15 protein-coding genes and 1 other annotated feature are annotated in these 18775 nt (G+C 46.3%); all 15 genes read left to right on the top strand.

Going from position 1 to position 18775, the window contains the following annotated elements:
• The first annotated feature begins 2 nt into the window (after positions 1 to 2).
• Positions 3 to 986: a fumarylacetoacetate hydrolase family protein gene (locus ACYH0O_RS02315; protein WP_482630962.1), complete on the top strand. Its 984-nt coding sequence runs from the start codon at positions 3 to 5 to the stop codon at positions 984 to 986.
• Complete coding sequence (locus tag ACYH0O_RS02320; RefSeq protein WP_482630963.1) at positions 934 to 2079, top strand: homogentisate 1,2-dioxygenase; 1146 nt, start codon at positions 934 to 936, stop codon at positions 2077 to 2079. Before ACYH0O_RS02315 ends, ACYH0O_RS02320 begins: the two co-directional genes overlap by 53 nt.
• Positions 2080 to 2785: 706 nt before the next feature.
• A complete protein-coding gene (gene ilvE, locus ACYH0O_RS02325; RefSeq protein ID WP_482630964.1) occupies positions 2786 to 3685 on the top strand; it encodes a branched-chain-amino-acid transaminase in 900 nt (299 codons plus the stop codon).
• Positions 3686 to 3700: 15 nt separating this feature from the next.
• Positions 3701 to 5368, top strand: a complete 1668-nt coding sequence (ilvD, locus tag ACYH0O_RS02330; protein WP_482630965.1) for a dihydroxy-acid dehydratase — start codon at positions 3701 to 3703, stop codon at positions 5366 to 5368.
• Positions 5369 to 5628: a binding site (T-box leader), on the top strand. It begins immediately after the preceding gene.
• Between the two features lie 238 nt (positions 5629 to 5866).
• Positions 5867 to 7588, top strand: a complete 1722-nt coding sequence (gene ilvB / locus ACYH0O_RS02335) for an acetolactate synthase large subunit (RefSeq protein WP_482630966.1) — start codon at positions 5867 to 5869, stop codon at positions 7586 to 7588.
• A complete protein-coding gene (gene ilvN, locus ACYH0O_RS02340; RefSeq protein WP_044339131.1) occupies positions 7585 to 8109 on the top strand; it encodes an acetolactate synthase small subunit in 525 nt (174 codons plus the stop codon). Before ilvB ends, ilvN begins: the two co-directional genes overlap by 4 nt.
• Before the next feature lie 49 nt (positions 8110 to 8158).
• Entirely contained in the window at positions 8159 to 9208 is a 1050-nt protein-coding gene (gene ilvC / locus ACYH0O_RS02345) for a ketol-acid reductoisomerase (protein WP_482630967.1), read from the top strand.
• A complete protein-coding gene (locus ACYH0O_RS02350) occupies positions 9195 to 10748 on the top strand; it encodes a 2-isopropylmalate synthase (RefSeq protein ID WP_426891147.1) in 1554 nt (517 codons plus the stop codon). The genes ilvC and ACYH0O_RS02350 overlap by 14 nt, the downstream gene beginning before the upstream one ends.
• Before the next feature lie 62 nt (positions 10749 to 10810).
• On the top strand, positions 10811 to 11923 hold the full coding sequence (leuB, locus tag ACYH0O_RS02355; RefSeq protein ID WP_482630968.1) for a 3-isopropylmalate dehydrogenase: 1113 nt from the start codon (positions 10811 to 10813) through the stop codon (positions 11921 to 11923).
• A 111-nt stretch (positions 11924 to 12034) separates the two neighbouring features.
• On the top strand, positions 12035 to 13450 hold the full coding sequence (gene leuC, locus ACYH0O_RS02360) for a 3-isopropylmalate dehydratase large subunit (RefSeq protein ID WP_482630969.1): 1416 nt from the start codon (positions 12035 to 12037) through the stop codon (positions 13448 to 13450).
• An 11-nt stretch (positions 13451 to 13461) separates the two neighbouring features.
• Positions 13462 to 14067 carry a 3-isopropylmalate dehydratase small subunit gene (gene leuD / locus ACYH0O_RS02365; protein WP_482630970.1) on the top strand — a complete coding sequence of 202 codons (606 nt, stop codon included), beginning with the start codon at positions 13462 to 13464 and terminating at the stop codon, positions 14065 to 14067.
• On the top strand, positions 14067 to 15050 hold the full coding sequence (ilvA, locus tag ACYH0O_RS02370) for a threonine ammonia-lyase (protein ID WP_482630971.1): 984 nt from the start codon (positions 14067 to 14069) through the stop codon (positions 15048 to 15050). Before leuD ends, ilvA begins: the two co-directional genes overlap by 1 nt.
• A 432-nt stretch (positions 15051 to 15482) precedes the next feature.
• Positions 15483 to 16781 (top strand): homoserine dehydrogenase, encoded by a 1299-nt coding sequence (locus tag ACYH0O_RS02375; RefSeq protein ID WP_482630972.1) that lies wholly within the window; start codon positions 15483 to 15485, stop codon positions 16779 to 16781.
• Positions 16778 to 17839: a threonine synthase gene (thrC, locus tag ACYH0O_RS02380; RefSeq protein WP_482630973.1), complete on the top strand. Its 1062-nt coding sequence runs from the start codon at positions 16778 to 16780 to the stop codon at positions 17837 to 17839. Before ACYH0O_RS02375 ends, thrC begins: the two co-directional genes overlap by 4 nt.
• Positions 17836 to 18771, top strand: a complete 936-nt coding sequence (thrB, locus tag ACYH0O_RS02385) for a homoserine kinase (protein ID WP_482630974.1) — start codon at positions 17836 to 17838, stop codon at positions 18769 to 18771. The genes thrC and thrB overlap by 4 nt, the downstream gene beginning before the upstream one ends.
• The last annotated feature ends 4 nt before the right edge of the window (positions 18772 to 18775 follow it).

Below are 18775 nucleotides of genomic sequence, written 5' to 3' on the forward strand. Positions count from 1 at the left end.
ACGTGAAGCTGGTTAGTTTTTTAAAAGAAGGAGAAGTAAAGGCGGGGATCGTTCAGGATGAACTAGTCGTGGACATCCATGCTGTAAGTGGCGGCTCACTCCCTAAAGACATGTTATCCATCATCGATCTTGGAGAAGAAGGCACGAAAAGGATGAAGGAGCTCGGTACCTTCTCGGAAAAAGACAAGGGAGTGCATTCATTAGATGATGTCACCTTGAAGTCGCCGATTCCAAGGCCAGTCAGCATCCGGGATTTCTATGCATTTGAAGAGCACGTGAAAACGGCCCGTAAACGAAGGGGACTCGATGTGGTGCCGGAATGGTATGACATCCCCGTCTTTTATTTCACCAATCACTTAGCTGTGAAAGGTCCTCTCGATTACATCGCGAAACCTGCTGGATGCGAGTGGTTCGATTATGAATTGGAAATCGCCTGCGTGATCGGTACAGAAGGAACCAACATTTCAAAAGAAAACGCAGAAGACTATATTTACGGCTATTTCATCATGAATGACTGGAGTGCAAGAGACATCCAGAAGCATGAGATGAAAGTCGGACTTGGTCCCGCAAAAGGAAAAGATTTTGCAACTTCTTTCGGTCCTTATTTAGTGACGAAGGATGAACTGGAAACCTATCGCAAGGGAAACCGTTTTGATCTTCCTATGACGGCAAAAGTGAATGGGAAACTATTATCCGAGGGGAATTATCAGGATATTCATTATACATTTGCAGACATGATCGAGCGCGCCTCGAAAGATGTCACCCTGTATCCTGGCGAAGTGATTGGATCCGGAACTGTAGGAACGGGATGCATTTTAGAGCTGGGTGCTGAGACGCATCCATGGTTGAAGCCTGGGGACGTAGTGGAATTAGAGATTACAGGATTAGGGGTTCTGCGTAATACAATTGTAAGCAGAAGAGAGGAGGAAAACCATGTATTATCGTCAACTGGGGAAAATACCTCACAAACGTCACACCATGTTTAAGAAGGACGATGGCACGCTTTACAGAGAGCAGGTCATGGGGACGAAGGGGTTCTCGGGAACACAGTCGATCCTGTATCATCATCATTTGCCGACGGCTGTGGCGAAAACAGAGTATTTAGGGAGTTATATGCCGGAGTTTGAGGAAGAGGGTGCTCTTCGTCATCGACATTTCTTTACAGACAGAGTCGGGAAGAAAGGCTGTGCCTTAAAGAGCCGTGAGTATTTACTTGGTAATTCGGATCTATTGATTGGAACAGCCTATGTCACAGAAGAGATGAAAAGCTTTTACCGGAATGGTGACGGGGATGAAATGCTTTATATCCATTTCGGTAAAGGAAAGGTAGAGACGATGTTCGGAACGATCACCTATGGAAAAGGGGATTATGTGGTGATTCCGATTGGGACCATCTACCGTGTCGTTCCTGAAGAAGAGACGAAGATGCTGATCGTCGAGTCCTTCAGTCAGATTACCACACCTCGCCGTTATCGCAATGAGTACGGACAGTTACTGGAGCACAGTCCGTTTTGTGAACGGGATCTGCGGGGACCTGAGAAGCTTGCAACCATGGATGAAGAGGGCGAATTCGAAGTGATCACCAAATCAAGAGGAGCGCTTCATTCCCATGTTCTAAATCACCATCCATTGGACGTAGTCGGATGGGATGGTTACTTGTATCCTTGGGTCTTTAACATTGAGGATTTTGAGCCGATTACAGGACGCGTGCATCAGCCGCCTCCTGTTCATCAAACGTTTGAAGGGCATAACTTCGTTGTTTGCTCATTTGTTCCAAGATTATACGACTATCACCCGGAATCGATTCCGGCTCCTTATAATCACAGCAACGTGAACAGTGATGAGCTGCTGTACTATGTGGAAGGAAACTTCATGAGCAGAAAGGGAATCAAAGAAGGATCGATTACCCTCCATCCGAGCGGGATTCCACACGGTCCTCATCCAGGAACGACAGAAGCCAGTATCGGGAAAAAAGAAACACTGGAGCTCGCCGTAATGATCGATACTTTCAAACCGTTGAAGATCGTTAAAAAAGCAAAGGATGTCGAAGATCCGAATTATATGTTTACATGGGTGTAAAGGAAGAATCAATCCAAAGGCCGTTTGGTTACTTGGATTGATTCTTTTTTATTTATATAGAGTTTAAAAAAGTGGCGACTACTTTTTGGGAAAATATATTAATTTACGAAAGATTATTCATCATTGTAGAAAAAATGAAATTAAATTCTAGTTTGAAAGGCATTACGGATTATGGGGATAAAAGGTTTTGTGTTGAATTCATTACTTATTGATGATTGTCTTACCAGGTGAATAAAAATTCATTCCTACTATTTAACAGAAAAATGAATTCTCAATTATAAATAAACAGTGAGAATAAATCGGTCAGATACACACAGGTCTAAACTCCCCTCAACCCCCATTCCCATAAGACTTTGTCGAAAAATTTTTAAAAGGGCTCCTCATCGGATCTGAAGCGTCATTCACCCCACTAAATAAAAAAATCTAAAATTTTTTTTCTCACGACAAACTGTATAAGGACAAAGATGTAAGCGTTTACTTATAATCAGATTAATCTAAATAGTCAAATAATTTACAAAAAGCCTGTTGACCTTACCGGGAAACGGGAGTAATATTGTCCTCAATAAAAAAATCTGAGCCAGCAGAAAACAGCAGGGATACCGAATCAAGCAGGCTGTTCGAATGTGCTCCAAGTCAACGGACTTTCGTTGCAAAAATAAATTTCTGAATAATCAAATAAATTTTAACCAGGAAAGGAATGATTAACATGAACGAACAATGGATCTACTTAGACGGGCAATACGTGAAGAAGGAAGACGCAGTTGTATCTGTGTACGACCATGGTTTTCTATATGGAGATGGAGTGTTCGAAGGGATTCGAATGTATGATGGAAACGTGTTCCGTCTGGAAGAGCATGTTGATCGCCTTTATGACTCAGCAAAATCCATCATGTTGCATATCGAAGTGTCGAAACAAGAGATGTGTGACATTATCGTTGATACATTGAAAAAAAATCAACTCGAGAATGCCTACATACGAGTGGTCATTTCTAGAGGTGTTGGAAACCTGGGATTGGATCCATTTACTTGTAGGAAGCCACAAATCATTGTCATTGCAGAACAATTAGCCCTATTCCCTAAAAGCTTATACGAAACGGGCATCGATATCGTTACAGTGGCCAGCCGCCGAAATCGTGCAGATGTTCTTTCGCCAAAGGTTAAATCCTTAAACTACTTAAATAACATTCTCGTTAAAATCGAAGCGAACCTCGCTGGTGTAAGTGAAGCATTAATGTTGAACGATCAAGGATATGTAGCGGAAGGATCCGCAGACAATATCTTCATTGTCAAAAAAGGAAGGATCCTTACTCCTCCCGGATATGTAGGGGCCCTTGAAGGGATCACACGTAATGCCATCATCGAGATCGCCGGTAAATTAGGATTCGAGATAAAGGAAGAAGTCTTCACCCGTCATGATGTGTATACAGCGGATGAAGTGTTCTTAACAGGGACAGCCGCAGAAGTCATTGCCGTTGTAAAGGTTGATGGCCGTGTAATCGGTGAAGGAAAACCAGGAAAGTATACAACCAAATTATTGCAGGAGTTTAGAAACACTGTCACGCAGGATGGAAGAAAAGTTTACAAACAGAATGCTCAAGTTGGCTAAGTTGGAGGTGATGACGTGCGAAGTGACATGATCAAGAAAGGAATCGACCGGGCTCCCCACCGCAGTTTACTATATGCAACGGGAGTCAAGCTCGAAGACATGGAAAAACCATTTATCGGGGTGTGCAATTCTTACATCGACATCATTCCCGGTCATATGCATTTAAACGGATTTGCCCAAGTGGTGAAAGAAGCGATCCGGGAAGCCGGCGGGATTCCATTCGAATTCAACACAATCGGTGTGGATGATGGAATCGCCATGGGACATATCGGGATGAGGTACTCATTGCCAAGTCGGGAACTGATTGCCGACTCAGCAGAAACCGTCATCAACGCTCACTGGTTCGACGGAGTGTTCTACATTCCGAACTGTGACAAGATCACACCGGGAATGCTCATGTCGGCAGTCCGGACGAATGTCCCTTCCGTCTTTGTATCGGGAGGCCCGATGGAAGCGGGGGTTTCAAGCGAAGGGAAGCCTTTATCACTCGTATCCGTTTTCGAAGGGGTCGGTGCCCATCAGTCAGGAAGGATGACTGCGGAACAGCTTCTCGATATTGAAGCCAATGCATGTCCGACATGCGGATCATGCTCGGGGATGTTCACGGCTAACTCAATGAATTCTCTGATGGAAATGCTTGGGATGGCTCCTCCTGGAAATGGAACCATTGTAGCTACATCAGAAGAGCGGCATCAATTGATCAAGGACGCAGCGAAATATCTAGTAGAAATGGTGAAGAAGGACATTAAACCAAGAGACATCATAACGGAAGATACCATCGATGATGCATTCGCCTTAGATATGGCGATGGGGGGATCGACCAATACCGTCCTCCACACATTGGCGATTGCCAATGAGGCAGAAATCGATTACGACATCAACCGGATCAATAAAGTGGCAGAACGAGTGCCGTATTTATCCAAGATCAGTCCGGCATCTGATTACTCCATGCAGGATGTTCACAATGCAGGCGGGGTCAGCGCCATCATTAAAGAGCTATGTGAAATGGAAGCTGTACACAAAGATCGCATCACCATTACAGGAAAGTCACTATATGAAAATGTGAAGGATGCTCATATTCAAAATGACGATGTCATCCGTCGCAGGGAAAACGCCCACAGTCCAGTTGGGGGATTATCCGTCCTCTTCGGGAATATCGCTCCAAACGGTGGGGTCATCAAAGTGGGAGCAGTTGATCCGTCCATTCAAACCTTCATGGGTGAAGCGATTGTATACGAATCTCAGGACGACGCACTTGCCGGCATTGAAAGTGGAGAAGTGAAAGAAGGGCATGTAGTAGTGATCCGTTATGAAGGGCCAAAGGGTGGTCCGGGAATGCCGGAGATGTTGGCACCAACGGCAGCCATTGCAGGAAGGGGCCTTGAAAAGAAAGTCGCACTCATGACTGACGGTCGATTTTCAGGTGCATCCCGGGGCATTTCAATCGGTCATGTCTCACCGGAAGCGGCTGAAGGAGGACCGATCGGTGTGGTCGAAAATGGAGATCCCATCTTCATTGATCTCACGAATCGAACGATCTCCCTCATGGTTTCAGAAACAGAACTTCAGTTCAGGCAAAAGGAGTGGGTACAGCCACCTCCAAAGATCAGAAAAGGTTATTTAGCACGATATGCCAAACTTGTCACATCAGCGAGTACAGGTGGAATTTTGAAAACAGAATAGAGAAAAGCGTTGAAGAGGTAAAAGGATTGGAAATCGTATTTTCAGAGAGCTGGTGGTGCTGCAAACCAGTAATACATCCAATACCGACATCCCCTCTGAGTATCGTTCTGAACCTTTAAAAGTAGGAGCGATCGAGTAGATGATACTCGTTACAAAAACAAAGGCTGGTGAAACCGATCAGTCTGCAAAGGGAGATGATATCCGTTGTCTCTGAATTAGGGTGGTACCGTGGAAAGGATGAAGACCTTTTCGCCCCTGCGAAAGATGAACTCTGTCGTAGTGGGTGGAAAGGTCTTTTTTGTTTGGGAAAGTGGATGAATTAAGCTCAGGTGGTTCACCGCCTGCGCATTCAAATTTATCTAGCTCTGGCGGCTAAAGGCTCGAGGTCATAAGTCAATCTCGCCAAAAAGGCAAAGAACGCCTTTTCAGCGACCTTACCTTATGCTTGTCGGGCCTGACCAAGCCGCCTGCGCTTTTAAAAAAAGGAGGAGATAGGCAATGAGAGCGAAGGTAGAGGCAGAACCGGCTTCACAGACACTAACAGAAAACGTCAACGGTGCTGATATGCTCATGAAAGCTTTGAAGGAGGAAAAGGTTGAAATTCTGTTTGGGTACCCTGGAGGAGCGGTCTTGCCGATTTACGATGCTCTATACAAAGCCCCGATCAAGCACGTTCTGGCTCGTCATGAGCAAGGCGCAATCCATGCGGCAGAAGGGTATGCCCGTGTATCAGGTAGGCCTGGTGTGGTCATTGCCACGTCAGGACCGGGAGCAACGAATTTAGTGACAGGGATTGCCGATGCCATGATGGACTCACTGCCTCTAGTTATTTTTACCGGGCAGGTGGCTTCCGGGGTCATCGGAACCGATGCTTTTCAGGAAGCGGACGTTGTCGGGATTACGATGCCGATCACCAAGCATAATTATCAGGTGCGTGATATTAAAGACTTACCGAGGATTGTGAAGGAAGCCTTTCATATCGCATCAACCGGCAGGCCTGGACCAGTACTTGTCGACATTCCGAAAGACTTGACCTTGCAGCAAGCTTATCCGGTACTCGATGCGGAAATGGACTTACCGGGGTACCAGCCTAACTTCTATCCCAATCCACTTCAAATCAAGAAACTGGTGGAAGCCATCAAGGTATCCAGGCAGCCGGTCATCTTGGCCGGGGCAGGAGTCCTTCACGGAAAGGCAACGGAGGAACTGAAGATATTCGCAGAACAATATGACATCCCGGTGATTCATACTCTCTTAGGTTTAGGTGGATTTCCGGCAGATCACCCGTTGTTTCTCGGAATGGCAGGGATGCATGGATGTTATGCAAGCAATATGGCTCTCCACGAATGTGACTTGCTCATCAATATCGGTGCCCGATTTGACGACAGGTTGACAGGGAATCTCGCCACCTTTGCACCACGGGCCAAGGTGGTCCATATAGACATCGATCCGGCGGAAATCGGGAAGAACGTCAAAACGCAGATCCCGATCGTAGCCGATGCCAAACAGGCACTGGAAAAACTCCTTCGACATGAGGTAGAGAAACCTGATTTCGATGCCTGGCATCATCATCTCAAGTCATACAAAAGGGAATATCCTTTCTGGTATAACCAGGACCACGATGTTCTGTCACCTCAACGCCTCATCGAACAGGTGTATGAAATGACCAACGGGGAAGCGGTTGTCACAACAGACGTTGGGCAGCATCAAATGTGGGCGGCGCAGTATTATTCCTTTAAAAAGCCGAATAATTGGGTCACTTCCGGAGGGCTTGGCACGATGGGATTCGGATTTCCGGCTGCGATCGGAGCTCAGTTAGCGAATTCAGACAGTAAGGTGGTCGCCTTTGTAGGAGATGGGGGATTCCAGATGACTCTCCAAGAACTTGTTCTCCTTAAAGAGTTGAACCTTCCTGTGAAAGTGGTCCTTCTCAATAACGGTACCCTTGGAATGGTGAGACAGTGGCAGGAAACATTCTTTGAAGAAAGATACTCCCAATCGGTGTTCTCCACCCAGCCTGATTTTGTGAAGCTGGCTGAATCATACGGAATCAAAGGATATCGGGTGAAAACCCAGGAAGAAGTGGATTCTGTTTTAAAAGAAGCATTAATAAGTGATGAACCGGTACTCATTGATTGCTGGGTGAATCCGAAGGAAAATGTCTACCCGATGGTAGCTCCAGGGAAGGGATTACACGAAATGTTAGGAGTGAAACCATGAGGAAACGGATTGTAACGGCTCTCGTTCATAACCGGAGCGGTGTCTTGAATCGGGTGACCGGATTGTTTACAAAGCGTCAGTTCAACATTGAGAGCATTTCAGTAGGCTACACAGAAGTCGAAGGGATTTCGAGAATGACGTTTGTCGTCAATGTAGAAGACGATCGCAAAATTGAACAGCTCTTAAAACAGCTTCATAAACAAATTGATGTCCTCAAGGTCTCCGACATCACGGATCAAGGCGTAGTAGCAAGGGAACTGGCACTCATCAAGGTGTTAAGTACAGGGCAGACCCGATCTGAAATCAATGGAATCGTAGAGCCTTTCAGAGCCGCCATCATTGATGTGGCAAGGGACAGCGTAACCGTCCAGGTAACAGGCGAAACATCCAAAATTGAAGCCATCATCGATCTGTTAAGACCATACGGAATCAAAGAAATCGCACGAACAGGCATCACGGCATTTGCAAGGGGAAATGGTAAATCGGTGACGGATTTAAAACAATATTCAATCGTGAATTAGAAACTGTAACGATAAAATTCACGCTTCAAAAAAACGTATTATTCAAAAAATGGAGAGGATGAGGGAAATGGTAAAGGTATATTATAACGGAGATGTGAATGAAGAGGTTTTAAAAGGGAAAAAGGTAGCGGTTATCGGTTATGGATCACAGGGTCACGCACATGCTCAAAATCTGAAGGAAAGCGGATTTGATGTAGTAGTCGGATTACGAAAAGGGAAGTCCTGGGATCAGGCGGAAAAGGACGGATTCGATGTCTACTCCGTCCGCGAAGCAAGTGAACAGGCGGACCTCATCATGGTTCTCCTGCCGGATGAGCATCAGCCGAAAGTGTATGAGGCAGAAATCAAGCCTGCCCTTTCCGCAGGTAAAGCACTGGCATTTGCACACGGGTTTAATATCCATTTCCATCAAGTCGTTCCGCCTGAAGATGTAGATGTATTCCTGGTAGCTCCTAAAGGACCGGGACACCTGGTAAGAAGAACATTTGAAGAAGGTGCCGGAGTGCCAGCCCTCTATGGGGTTTATCAAGACGCTTCAGGTCATGCCGCAGAACTTGCCCTTGCGTATGCAAAAGGTGTTGGGGCAGGACGCGCAGGGATCCTGGAAACATCCTTCCAGGAGGAAACGGAAACCGATCTATTCGGTGAACAGGCAGTCCTGTGTGGAGGTGTGACATCCCTTGTAAAAGCAGGATTCGAAACGCTGGTGGAAGCAGGTTATCAAAAAGAAGTCGCCTATTTCGAGTGTTTACATGAATTGAAGCTGATCGTTGACCTGATGTATGAGCAAGGATTAGAAGGAATGCGCTTCTCAATCTCAGACACGGCTCAATGGGGAGACTTCGTTTCAGGTCCGCGGGTGGTGAACGAAGAAACGAAAGCCCGCATGAAGGAAGTATTAACGGATATCCAAACAGGAAAATTTGCGAAGGGGTGGATCCTGGAAAACCAGGCGAACCGTCCGGAATTCAACGCAATCAATCAACGTGAAAGTCAGCACCCGATCGAAGTCGTTGGAAGAGAGCTTCGTAAAATGATGCCATTTGTTCAGAAACCTTCAACTAAAGAAAAGGAAGTGGTTGCGAGTGCGAACCATTGAGATTTTTGACACAACCCTACGGGACGGTGAACAGTCAGCAGGAGTAAATCTTAACACGATTGAAAAGATTGAGGTGGCGAGACAACTGGAAAGGCTGGGGGTGGACGTCATTGAAGCCGGGTTTCCTGCAGCTTCAAAAGGAGACTTCGATGCCGTGCAGCGGATCGGTTCCACGATCAAGAACAGCTCGGTAACGGGTCTGGCGCGAGCTCAGCAGCGGGACATCGATGCGGTTTGGGGATCTCTTAAGGGTACGGCGGAACCAAGAGTGCATGTGTTCCTTGCAACCTCACCAATTCACATGACCCATAAGTTAAAGATGTCACCGGATCAGGTTATTGATACAGCCGTTCAGGCCGTTCAATACGCTAAGAAATTTTTCCCGGTTGTTCAGTGGTCGGCAGAGGATGCGTGTCGAACAGATTTGAATTTCTTGGTGAAGATCATGGAGAAAGTCATTGCAGCAGGGGCTTCGGTCATTAACCTTCCTGACACGGTAGGATATATCACCCCTCATAAATACGGTGAATTGTTTCGGTACGTAAGAGAAAATGTTCCGAATATCGACGGAGTAAAGCTATCGGCTCATTGTCATGATGATTTGGGAATGGCGACAGCCAATTCACTGGCTGCCATTGAAAACGGAGCCGATCAAATTGAAGGAACGATCAATGGGATCGGCGAACGTGCTGGAAATGCAGCTCTGGAAGAGATCGCTGTGGCTCTTAGAATCCGGGAAGATTTTTACGGCGCCACTACCCGCCTGAAACTGGATGAAATCAAGAAAACAAGCTCTCTTGTCAGTAAACTGACGGGGATGAGAGTACCGGCTAACAAGGCGGTTGTAGGTGATAATGCATTCGCTCATGAATCAGGTATTCATCAGGACGGAATGCTGAAGGAAAAAACAACATACGAAATCATTACCCCTGAACTGATTGGAGTGAATGCAACCCGCCTGGTTCTAGGAAAACACTCAGGACGTCATGCCTTTAAAAATAAAGTGGTTGAATTAGGATTTGAACTTTCAGACGAGAAGCTTAATGAAGCATTTTATGCTTTCAAGGATCTCGCGGATAAGAAGAAGGAAATCGTCGATGAAGATCTCTTCAGCATCCTGACGAATAAGCAAACGGAAATGGCCGATGGAGTCGGCTTTACATTAGAAAGAATGCAGGTTCAATATGGCATGGACAATATCCCGACGGCCACGATCGAATTGAAGTTCGAGGACGGAAGTGTAACCCAGCTCGCTTCAACGGGTTCAGGAAGTGTTGAAGCCATCTACAATACGATCGAAAAAATCCTGCCAAGTCCTTCTAGATTATTAGATTACAAGATCAACTCAGTCGGTGGGGGCCGAGATGCCCTTGCAGAAGTCTATGTCCGACTCGAATATAACGGAGAAAAGACAAGCGGACGCGGAACTGCCCAGGATGTATTAGAAGCATCAGCTCGGGCTTACCTTAATGCAGTGAATCGATCAGCACAACGGAAGTCACAATCCATGGAGAAGGAAGCAGTGGAAGCCAGCTTGTAAGACAGAGAGCCTTGTAATTCAAGGCTCTCACATAAAACTAACCAAAACAGGAGGTAATTCTAATGAAGAAAAAAATCGCTGTACTACCAGGAGACGGTATCGGTCAAGAGATCATGGACGGGGCATTAGAAGTACTGAAGGCAGTGGGTGATTGGTTCGGTCATGAATTCGAAGTCGAGAAAGGTCATATCGGCGGGTCTGCCGTCGATCGCTTCGGTACACCATTACCTCCTGAAACGATCAGGCTTTGTAAAGATAGTGACGCCGTGTTATTAGGAGCTGTAGGAGGTCCAAAGTGGGAGCATCTTCCGAAAGAGATTCGTCCTGAAAAAGGTCTCCTGGCGATCCGCAAAGAGTTCGGGCTATTCGCGAATCTGAGACCGGTGAAAGCATGTGAAAGTTTACTGGGTGCATCCCCGCTGAAACGGGAGATTGTAGAGGAAGTAGATTTGGTGATTGTCAGGGAACTGACAGGAGGATTGTACTTCGGTCAGCCGTCCGGTCGTCAAGGGAAGCGAGACGAAGTTGCAGTTGATACCCTTGTATATGAAAAAAGTGAAATCGAACGAATCGTTCATAAAGCATTCAAGCTGGCTCAGAAACGCAAGAAGAAATTAACGTCCGTCGACAAGGCAAATGTCTTAGAAACAAGTCGAATGTGGCGCGAGGTCGTGAATGAAGTGGCTCAGGAATACCCGGATGTGGAAGTGGAACATATGCTGGTCGATGTTGCTGCCATGAAGCTGATGTATCAGCCGAAGCAATTCGATGTGCTTGTGACTGAGAATATGTTCGGGGATATCCTGAGTGACGAAGCCTCCATGATCACAGGCTCATTGGGAATGCTTCCTTCCGCCAGTTTAAGAGGAGACTCCTTCGGGCTTTATGAACCTGTACACGGATCTGCACCCGATATCGCCGGAAAAGGAAAAGCCAATCCACTGGCTATGATTCTATCGGTTGCCATGATGCTTAGACATTCCTTCGGCTTAAAAGAAGAGGCTGAAATGATCGAAATGGCCGTTCAGGAAGTCCTGAACGCAGGCTACCGTACAGGAGACCTTTGGACCATGGGACGCGGAACCGTAGTTGGGACCGGTGCCATGAGCCAGCTGGTTGTAGAGCGCTTAGAAGCGGATCATGCGCTGTCTTCAATCTTGGCGGCTTATTTATAAGATGGATTTGATTGGAATGTATCAGTGGAAATCAACCACTACTCATTCAGCAACAATTTTACCAATACAGTCTTAACTGAATGAAAATCTTACCAAACCAGGAGGGAGTTCATGGCAGGGAAAAATATCGTCGAAAAGATATGGGAAAAACATATCGTGCACAGAGAAAAGGGAAAGCCGGATTTACTGTATATTGATTTGCACCTCGTACATGAAGTTACGTCTCCCCAAGCATTTGAAGGGCTGCGCTTAAAGAATCGCAAGGTGCGGAGACCGGATTTAACCTATGCTACGATGGATCACAATGTACCAACAAGAGAGCGCCACATCATCAGAGATGAAATCGCACGACTGCAAATGGATACGTTAAAGAAAAATTGCTCAGAATTTGGTGTCACTCTTGCCGATATTCACCACCCTGATCAAGGGATTGTCCACGTCATCGGTCCTGAGCTCGGCTTGACGCAGCCAGGGAAAACCATTGTTTGCGGAGATAGTCATACCTCAACCCACGGGGCCTTCGGAGCACTGGCCTTCGGGATCGGTACGAGTGAAGTGGAGCATGTTTTAGCAACTCAAACCCTCTGGCAATCGAAGCCGAAAACCCTTCAAGTAGAAGTATCGGGAGAGCTGGGATTTGGTGTCACAGCGAAAGATGTGATCTTAAACATCATTTCTACTTACGGGGTAGGATTTGGAACCGGATATGTCATCGAATTCACCGGTGACGTGATCCGCAATCTATCCATGGAAGAAAGAATGACCGTCTGTAATATGAGCATTGAAGCAGGAGCCAAAGCGGGATTAATCAGTCCCGACGAGACGACCTTCGCATATTTAGAAGGTCGGGAGCATCTGCCGAAGCATAAATCATATGAACAATGTAAAGAAGAGTGGAGATCGCTGACGAGTGATGAGGACGCCGCTTATGATCACAAAATTGAGGTGAAAGGTGAAGAAATTGAGCCTCATGTAACATGGGGAACCAATCCAGGGATGGGCGCATCTATTTCAAGGTCCGTCCCTCATCCGGAACAGTACGCAGATCCTTCTGAAAGAGAAGGGGTTGAAAGGGCGATCCATTATATGGGGCTCGAGGCGGGAATGAGAATTGAGGACATAGAGGTGGATTATGTGTTTATTGGCTCGTGTACGAATTCTCGTCTGAGTGACTTGAGGGCAGCTGCTGAGGTGGTGAAAGGTCATACTGTAAAGCAGGGCATAACCGCTTTGGTTGTTCCGGGCTCGTTTAAAGTGAAGAAAGAGGCTGAAGAGCAAGGCTTGGATACCATTTTTAAAGAAGCCGGATTCCAGTGGAGGGAAGCAGGTTGCAGCATGTGCCTAGCCATGAATGATGATATCGTGCCCCCAGGCAAACGTTGTGCATCCACTTCCAACAGAAACTTTGAAGGCCGGCAAGGAAACGGATCAAGAACCCATCTTCTCAGCCCATCCATGGCCGCTGCGGCTGCCGTGACCGGAAAACTGACAGATGTACGAAAACTTGAAAAAATGCCGGTTTCATAGGAGGTGAGAAGGTGGCAATCAATCATGTTAAAGGAAAAGTGTTTCCACTAAGAAGAGACAATGTGGACACGGATCAAATCATACCAAAACAGTTTTTAAAAAGAATTGAGCGTAAAGGCTTTGGTCAGTACTTGTTTTATCATTGGAGGTTTGAAGACGATGGGAAGTCGCTAAGAGACGATTTCTTATTAGACACACCTCAATATCAAGACGCCGAGGTTCTTCTCGGTGGAAAGAACTTTGGGTGTGGATCTTCGAGGGAGCACGCTCCGTGGGCCCTTCAAGATTATGGGTTTAAAGTAATCATCGCCAAAAGCTTTGCAGATATTTTTTATAACAACTGTTTGAAGAATGGGATCCTGCCCATTCAGCTGGAAGAAAAAAAAGTGGATGCTCTTTTAAGAAATGAGAGTCATGTAGATTTATATAAAATGGAAGTGTCCCTTGAGCATCAGACGATTTGCGACTCGGAAGGTCAACGCTTCTCCTTTGAAATTGATCCATACTGGAAAACGATGCTTTTGAAAGGGCTGGATGAGATCGATTTAACTTTGCATTACGGAAAAGATATTGAAGAATACGAAAAAAATTATGAGGTGAGTGGCTTGGGAATTTAATGGATAACACTGAAGTTGTAGAGGCAATGGAAAGAATCAGTCATCAGGTGCATCGAACACCGTTAAAGCAATCATCGACGCTGAATACGTTCACTGGTGGAGAGATCTATTTGAAAATGGAGAACCTGCAACGAACAGGTTCCTTCAAAGTAAGAGGCGCAATGAATAAAATCATGTCATTGTCTGAAGAAGAAGCAGGTAAAGGCATCATTGCCGCATCTGCAGGAAATCATGCCCAAGGTGTGGCACTGGCTTCATCCCTGCGCGGAGTTCCGTCGAAAATCTTCATGCCGAAACGAACACCTTCCACAAAAATAGCGGCAACGAAACATTACGGAGCTGAAATTGTCCTGACTGGAGACACCTATCAGGAAGCCTACGGGGCAGCACTTGAAGAGAAAATCAGAAATGGCTCAACGTATGTTCATGCATTTGATGATCATAAAGTGATGGCTGGGCAAGGGACAGTCGCACTGGAAATGCTTCAGCAACTCAGTGATTTAGACATGATCCTGGTACCTGTTGGCGGAGGCGGTCTGTTGGCCGGAATGGCACTGGCCGTAAAAGCCTTTAACCCCCGAGTGCAAATCGTCGGCGTACAGGCACTGGGAGCCCCGGCTACGTATAACTTTTTTACAGGTAGAAACAAAGGATCCCTGGAGCATGTGCACACCATTGCAGACGGGATTCTCGTCAAGAAGCCTGGAGAGCTCACGTTTCCGATCATCCGGGAGTATGTAGATGATATGGTCACGGTCACGGATGAAGAAATCTCCTATAGCATCATGTTTATGCTTCAACGGGAAAAAACGCTGGTTGAAGGAGCGGGAGCAGCATCCTTAGCGGCAGCCATGTGCCAAAAGGTCAAGGTGCAAGGAAAGAAAGTCGGCTGTGTCATCAGTGGCGGAAATGCCGATCCAAGCAAGATCTCCGTGTACCGCGATCTATCCAAAATGGCCAGACAGCTGCATCATATTGTGTAAAAGAAGGACGGCTCTTAACTGCGTGTTAGTTAGGAGCGGTCCTCTGTTATTAATAGGTGTTTTTATTTTGTTCACAATTTGGAGCAACAAAGTTGGAAAGTGGCACAAGTTTGGTGGGAAGTGGCACGACAACCCCCTAAAGTGGCACAAGTTTTCTCAAAAGTGGCACGACAACCGAGGGATAGTACTCTAAAGTGTGCAAAATCAGCACAAATTTTCCTGAAGTTCCCTACGAAAACACTGTTCATGTCACAAAAGAGTGAAAATAGAAAGATTTTTAAGAAAAACAAGCTAGTAATCTATCAGAATTGAAAGCTCATACATTTCGAAAATACGTAAATACCTATTGTAATAGGTAATTTTTTCTACTATAATGTCCACTATACAAGAACAAATGTACACAAGAAATATACAAATGGAGGTTTTCGGCTTATGGAATCAATTTCAATCGGACTTTTAGGACTCGGAACGGTGGGAGCAGGAGTGGTGAAGATTGTAGAGAATCATCAAGATAAACTGTCCCATCAAATCGGCTGCCCTGTGAAGGTGAAAAAAGCCCTTGTTCAGGATTTAGAGAAAGATAGAGGACTGGAAATGGAAAACAGCATACTGACCTTAAATCCTGAGGAAGTCCTGTTTGATCCTGAAATTGATATTGTGGTCGAGGTAATGGGAGGCATAGAAGCGACGAAGGAACATCTCCTCCATGCTCTGCACCAGAAGAAGCATGTCGTAACGGCAAACAAGGATCTTATGGCCCTTCACGGACCGGAGTTACTAAGGGTAGCATCAGAAAACGGCTGTGACCTATTCTACGAAGCAAGTGTTGCAGGGGGAATCCCGATTTTAAGAAGTTTAGTAGATGGCCTCGCCTCCGATCGCATCACGAAAATGATGGGAATCGTCAACGGAACGACGAATTTCATACTAACAAAGATGACGAAAGAGGGACGGACCTTCGATGATGTTCTCAAGGAAGCCCAGGAGTTAGGTTATGCTGAAGCGGATCCGACGGCAGATGTAGGCGGCTTGGATGCAGCGAGAAAGATGGCGATCCTTTCAACGTTAGGGTTTTCCATGAACGTAGATTTAGCCGATGTGAAGGTGAAAGGTATTACGGAAGTGACGGGTGATGACATCCAATATGCCGATCAATTCGGATATACAATGAAGCTCATCGGTTATGCTCACCGTGAAGGAGAGAAGGTTGAAGTGAGCGTGGAGCCGACACTGCTTCAAAATGAGCATCCACTCGCATCGGTTCATGATGAATATAACGCAGTGTATGTATACGGGGAAGCGGTTGGTGAAACGATGTTTTACGGTCCCGGAGCAGGAAGTCTTCCAACTGCTACAGCCGTCGTATCAGATATGGTAGGAATAATGAAGAATATGAGATTGGGAGTCACGGGTAAGAGTGCGGTGAACCCCCAATTCCCTAAAAAGTTAAAAGAACGAAATGAAATTCATTCAAAATATTTCTTGCGTCTGCACGTTCAGGATGAAGTAGGCGTTTTAGCAAAACTCACTTCCATCTTCTCGAATCACGGCGTCAGCTTCGAGAAGATTCTGCAGAATCCGTTAGAAAGTGATGAGTTTGCTGAAATTGTCCTTGTGACTCATAAAGCATCTCTTGATCATTACGTAGACATTTTGATGGAGCTGAAGGATTATGAAGCGGTTCATTCGATTGAAAGCTCATACCGTGTAGAAGGAGGAGACAAAGGATGAGATGGAAAGGGTTACTGGAGCAGTACGGGGAGCATCTTCCATTAAATGATGACACTCCTCTATTAACGTTAAATGAAGGAAATACTCCCTTGGTTGAATTAAAAACGCTGTCCCGTGAATGGGGCATCGAGTTGTATGCAAAGGTAGAGGGAGCAAACCCTACCGGCTCATTTAAAGATCGCGGAATGGTTCTCGCCGTTGCCAAAGCAGTGGAATCAGGGAGTTCGACGGTCATTTGCGCCTCTACCGGAAATACCTCTGCTTCAGCAGCAGCCTATGCAGCGAGGGCAGGAATCAAATGTATCGTGGTCATCCCCGAGGGGAAAATTGCTCAAGGGAAATTGGCTCAAGCTGTCATGTATGGTGCCGAAATCATTTCCATCGAAGGAAATTTTGATGAAGCCCTCGAAATCGTCCGTGAGTTGAGTAAAACCGAATCTGTCACTCTTGTGAATTCAGTGAATCCGTATCGTTTGGAAGGACAGAAAACAGCAGCTTTTGAAGTCATCGAAGGGTTGGGTGAGGCCCCTGATGTGCTTGCGATCCCTGTCGGTAATGCGGGAAATATTTCGGCATACTGGAAAGGATTCAAAGAATATCATGAGTTCAAAGCTTCAAATTTACCACGAATGTTTGGTTTTGAAGCGTCGGGAGCAGCAGCTCTGGTCCATGACAGGGTGTTTCCTCATCCTGAAACAATTGCCACTGCGATCCGAATCGGGAACCCGGCAAGCTGGACATTAGCAATCGACGCGTTGAAAGAATCAAACGGACATATTGACGAAGTAACCGATGACGAAATTCTTGAAGCCTATCAGCAGCTTGCAAGTAAAGAAGGAATTTTTGCCGAGCCCGCTTCATGTGCATCCATTGCAGGCATAAAGAAATCATTGGATAAAGGGTTGATTAAAGAAGGGTCAAAAGTAGTGGCGGTGCTGACAGGTAATGGCTTAAAGGATCCGGTTACGGCCATGGAATGCAGTCCGGTCACTCCGGTGAAATTGCCAAACAATCGTGAAATGGTGAAGGACTATATTAAAGGGACCATTGGCGTATGAAAAGACGTGCCCCCCGCTCCTGGAAAATCATTGTCCCTGGAAGCACAGCCAATTTAGGAGCTGGATTTGATTCTCTGGGCTTGGCGTTAAATGTATTTTTAACCGTTGAGGTACATGAAGCAGAAGATTGGCAAGTGATCCCCCTTTCTTCTGCCCTCGAGGTCTTTCCGACTGATGAGACACATTTTATAGTAGAGGTCGTGAAAGAGGTGGCAGATGACTATGGTAAGAAGCCGTCTCCTTGTCACCTCTACGTGTCGAGTGACATTCCGTTAACGAGAGGGTTAGGCTCCAGCGCAGCAGCGGTTGTGGCTGGCATTGAGCTTGCCAATGCCCTGTGTGAGCTGAATCTGACACAGGAAAAGAAACTGGCACTTGCAAATCGATTTGAAGGTCATCCAGATAACGTGGGAGCATCACTATATGGCGGGTTTGTGGTCAGCTGTCAACATGATAAGGGTGTGAGTCTTTTATCGGTTCCTAATCTTCCCGTTGATGTGGTGTGCGTGATTCCTAAAGCTGAACTGAAAACATCGGATTCCCGAAATGTACTCCCTGAGAGTCTTTCCTTTGAAGAATCCGTGGAAGCCGGAGCGATTTCAAACGTACTGGTGGCGGCATTTCTAACAGGAGATTGGGAAACTGTTGGGAAAATGATGAAGCGAGACAGGTATCATCAGCCCCACCGAAGAAAGCTGCTTCCTCACTACGATGCAGTAGAAGAGGTAGCGGGACGTTTCGGGGCATTCGGTGTCGCCTTAAGTGGTGCCGGGCCGACGATCGCCTGCTTTGTAGAACGGGAAGCAAGTGAATGGCTCTCACGTCAGCTGGAACAGTCCTTCCCCAGCATGAACGTCCGCAAATTATCCATCTCCCCATCAGGAAGCAGCATCACCATCGAACAACCAAAGGTCCGTCCCTCGTCGCTTTGAAACA

This window comes from Rossellomorea sp. H136, from assembly GCF_056838065.1.

Excerpts from the sequence above, each read along its gene's own strand:
- ACYH0O_RS02320 (WP_482630963.1), top strand. The coding sequence starts at position 934 with ATGTATTATCGTCAACTGGGGAAAATACCTCACAAACGTCACACCATG.
- ilvE (WP_482630964.1), top strand. The coding sequence starts at position 2,786 with ATGAACGAACAATGGATCTACTTAGACGGGCAATACGTGAAGAAGGAA.
- ilvB (WP_482630966.1), top strand. The coding sequence starts at position 5,867 with ATGAGAGCGAAGGTAGAGGCAGAACCGGCTTCACAGACACTAACAGAA.
- ilvN (WP_044339131.1), top strand. The coding sequence starts at position 7,585 with ATGAGGAAACGGATTGTAACGGCTCTCGTTCATAACCGGAGCGGTGTC.
- ilvC (WP_482630967.1), top strand. The coding sequence starts at position 8,159 with ATGGAGAGGATGAGGGAAATGGTAAAGGTATATTATAACGGAGATGTG.
- leuB (WP_482630968.1), top strand. The coding sequence starts at position 10,811 with ATGAAGAAAAAAATCGCTGTACTACCAGGAGACGGTATCGGTCAAGAG.
- leuC (WP_482630969.1), top strand. The coding sequence starts at position 12,035 with ATGGCAGGGAAAAATATCGTCGAAAAGATATGGGAAAAACATATCGTG.
- ilvA (WP_482630971.1), top strand. The coding sequence starts at position 14,067 with ATGGATAACACTGAAGTTGTAGAGGCAATGGAAAGAATCAGTCATCAG.
- ACYH0O_RS02375 (WP_482630972.1), top strand. The coding sequence starts at position 15,483 with ATGGAATCAATTTCAATCGGACTTTTAGGACTCGGAACGGTGGGAGCA.
- thrC (WP_482630973.1), top strand. The coding sequence starts at position 16,778 with ATGAGATGGAAAGGGTTACTGGAGCAGTACGGGGAGCATCTTCCATTA.
- thrB (WP_482630974.1), top strand. The coding sequence starts at position 17,836 with ATGAAAAGACGTGCCCCCCGCTCCTGGAAAATCATTGTCCCTGGAAGC.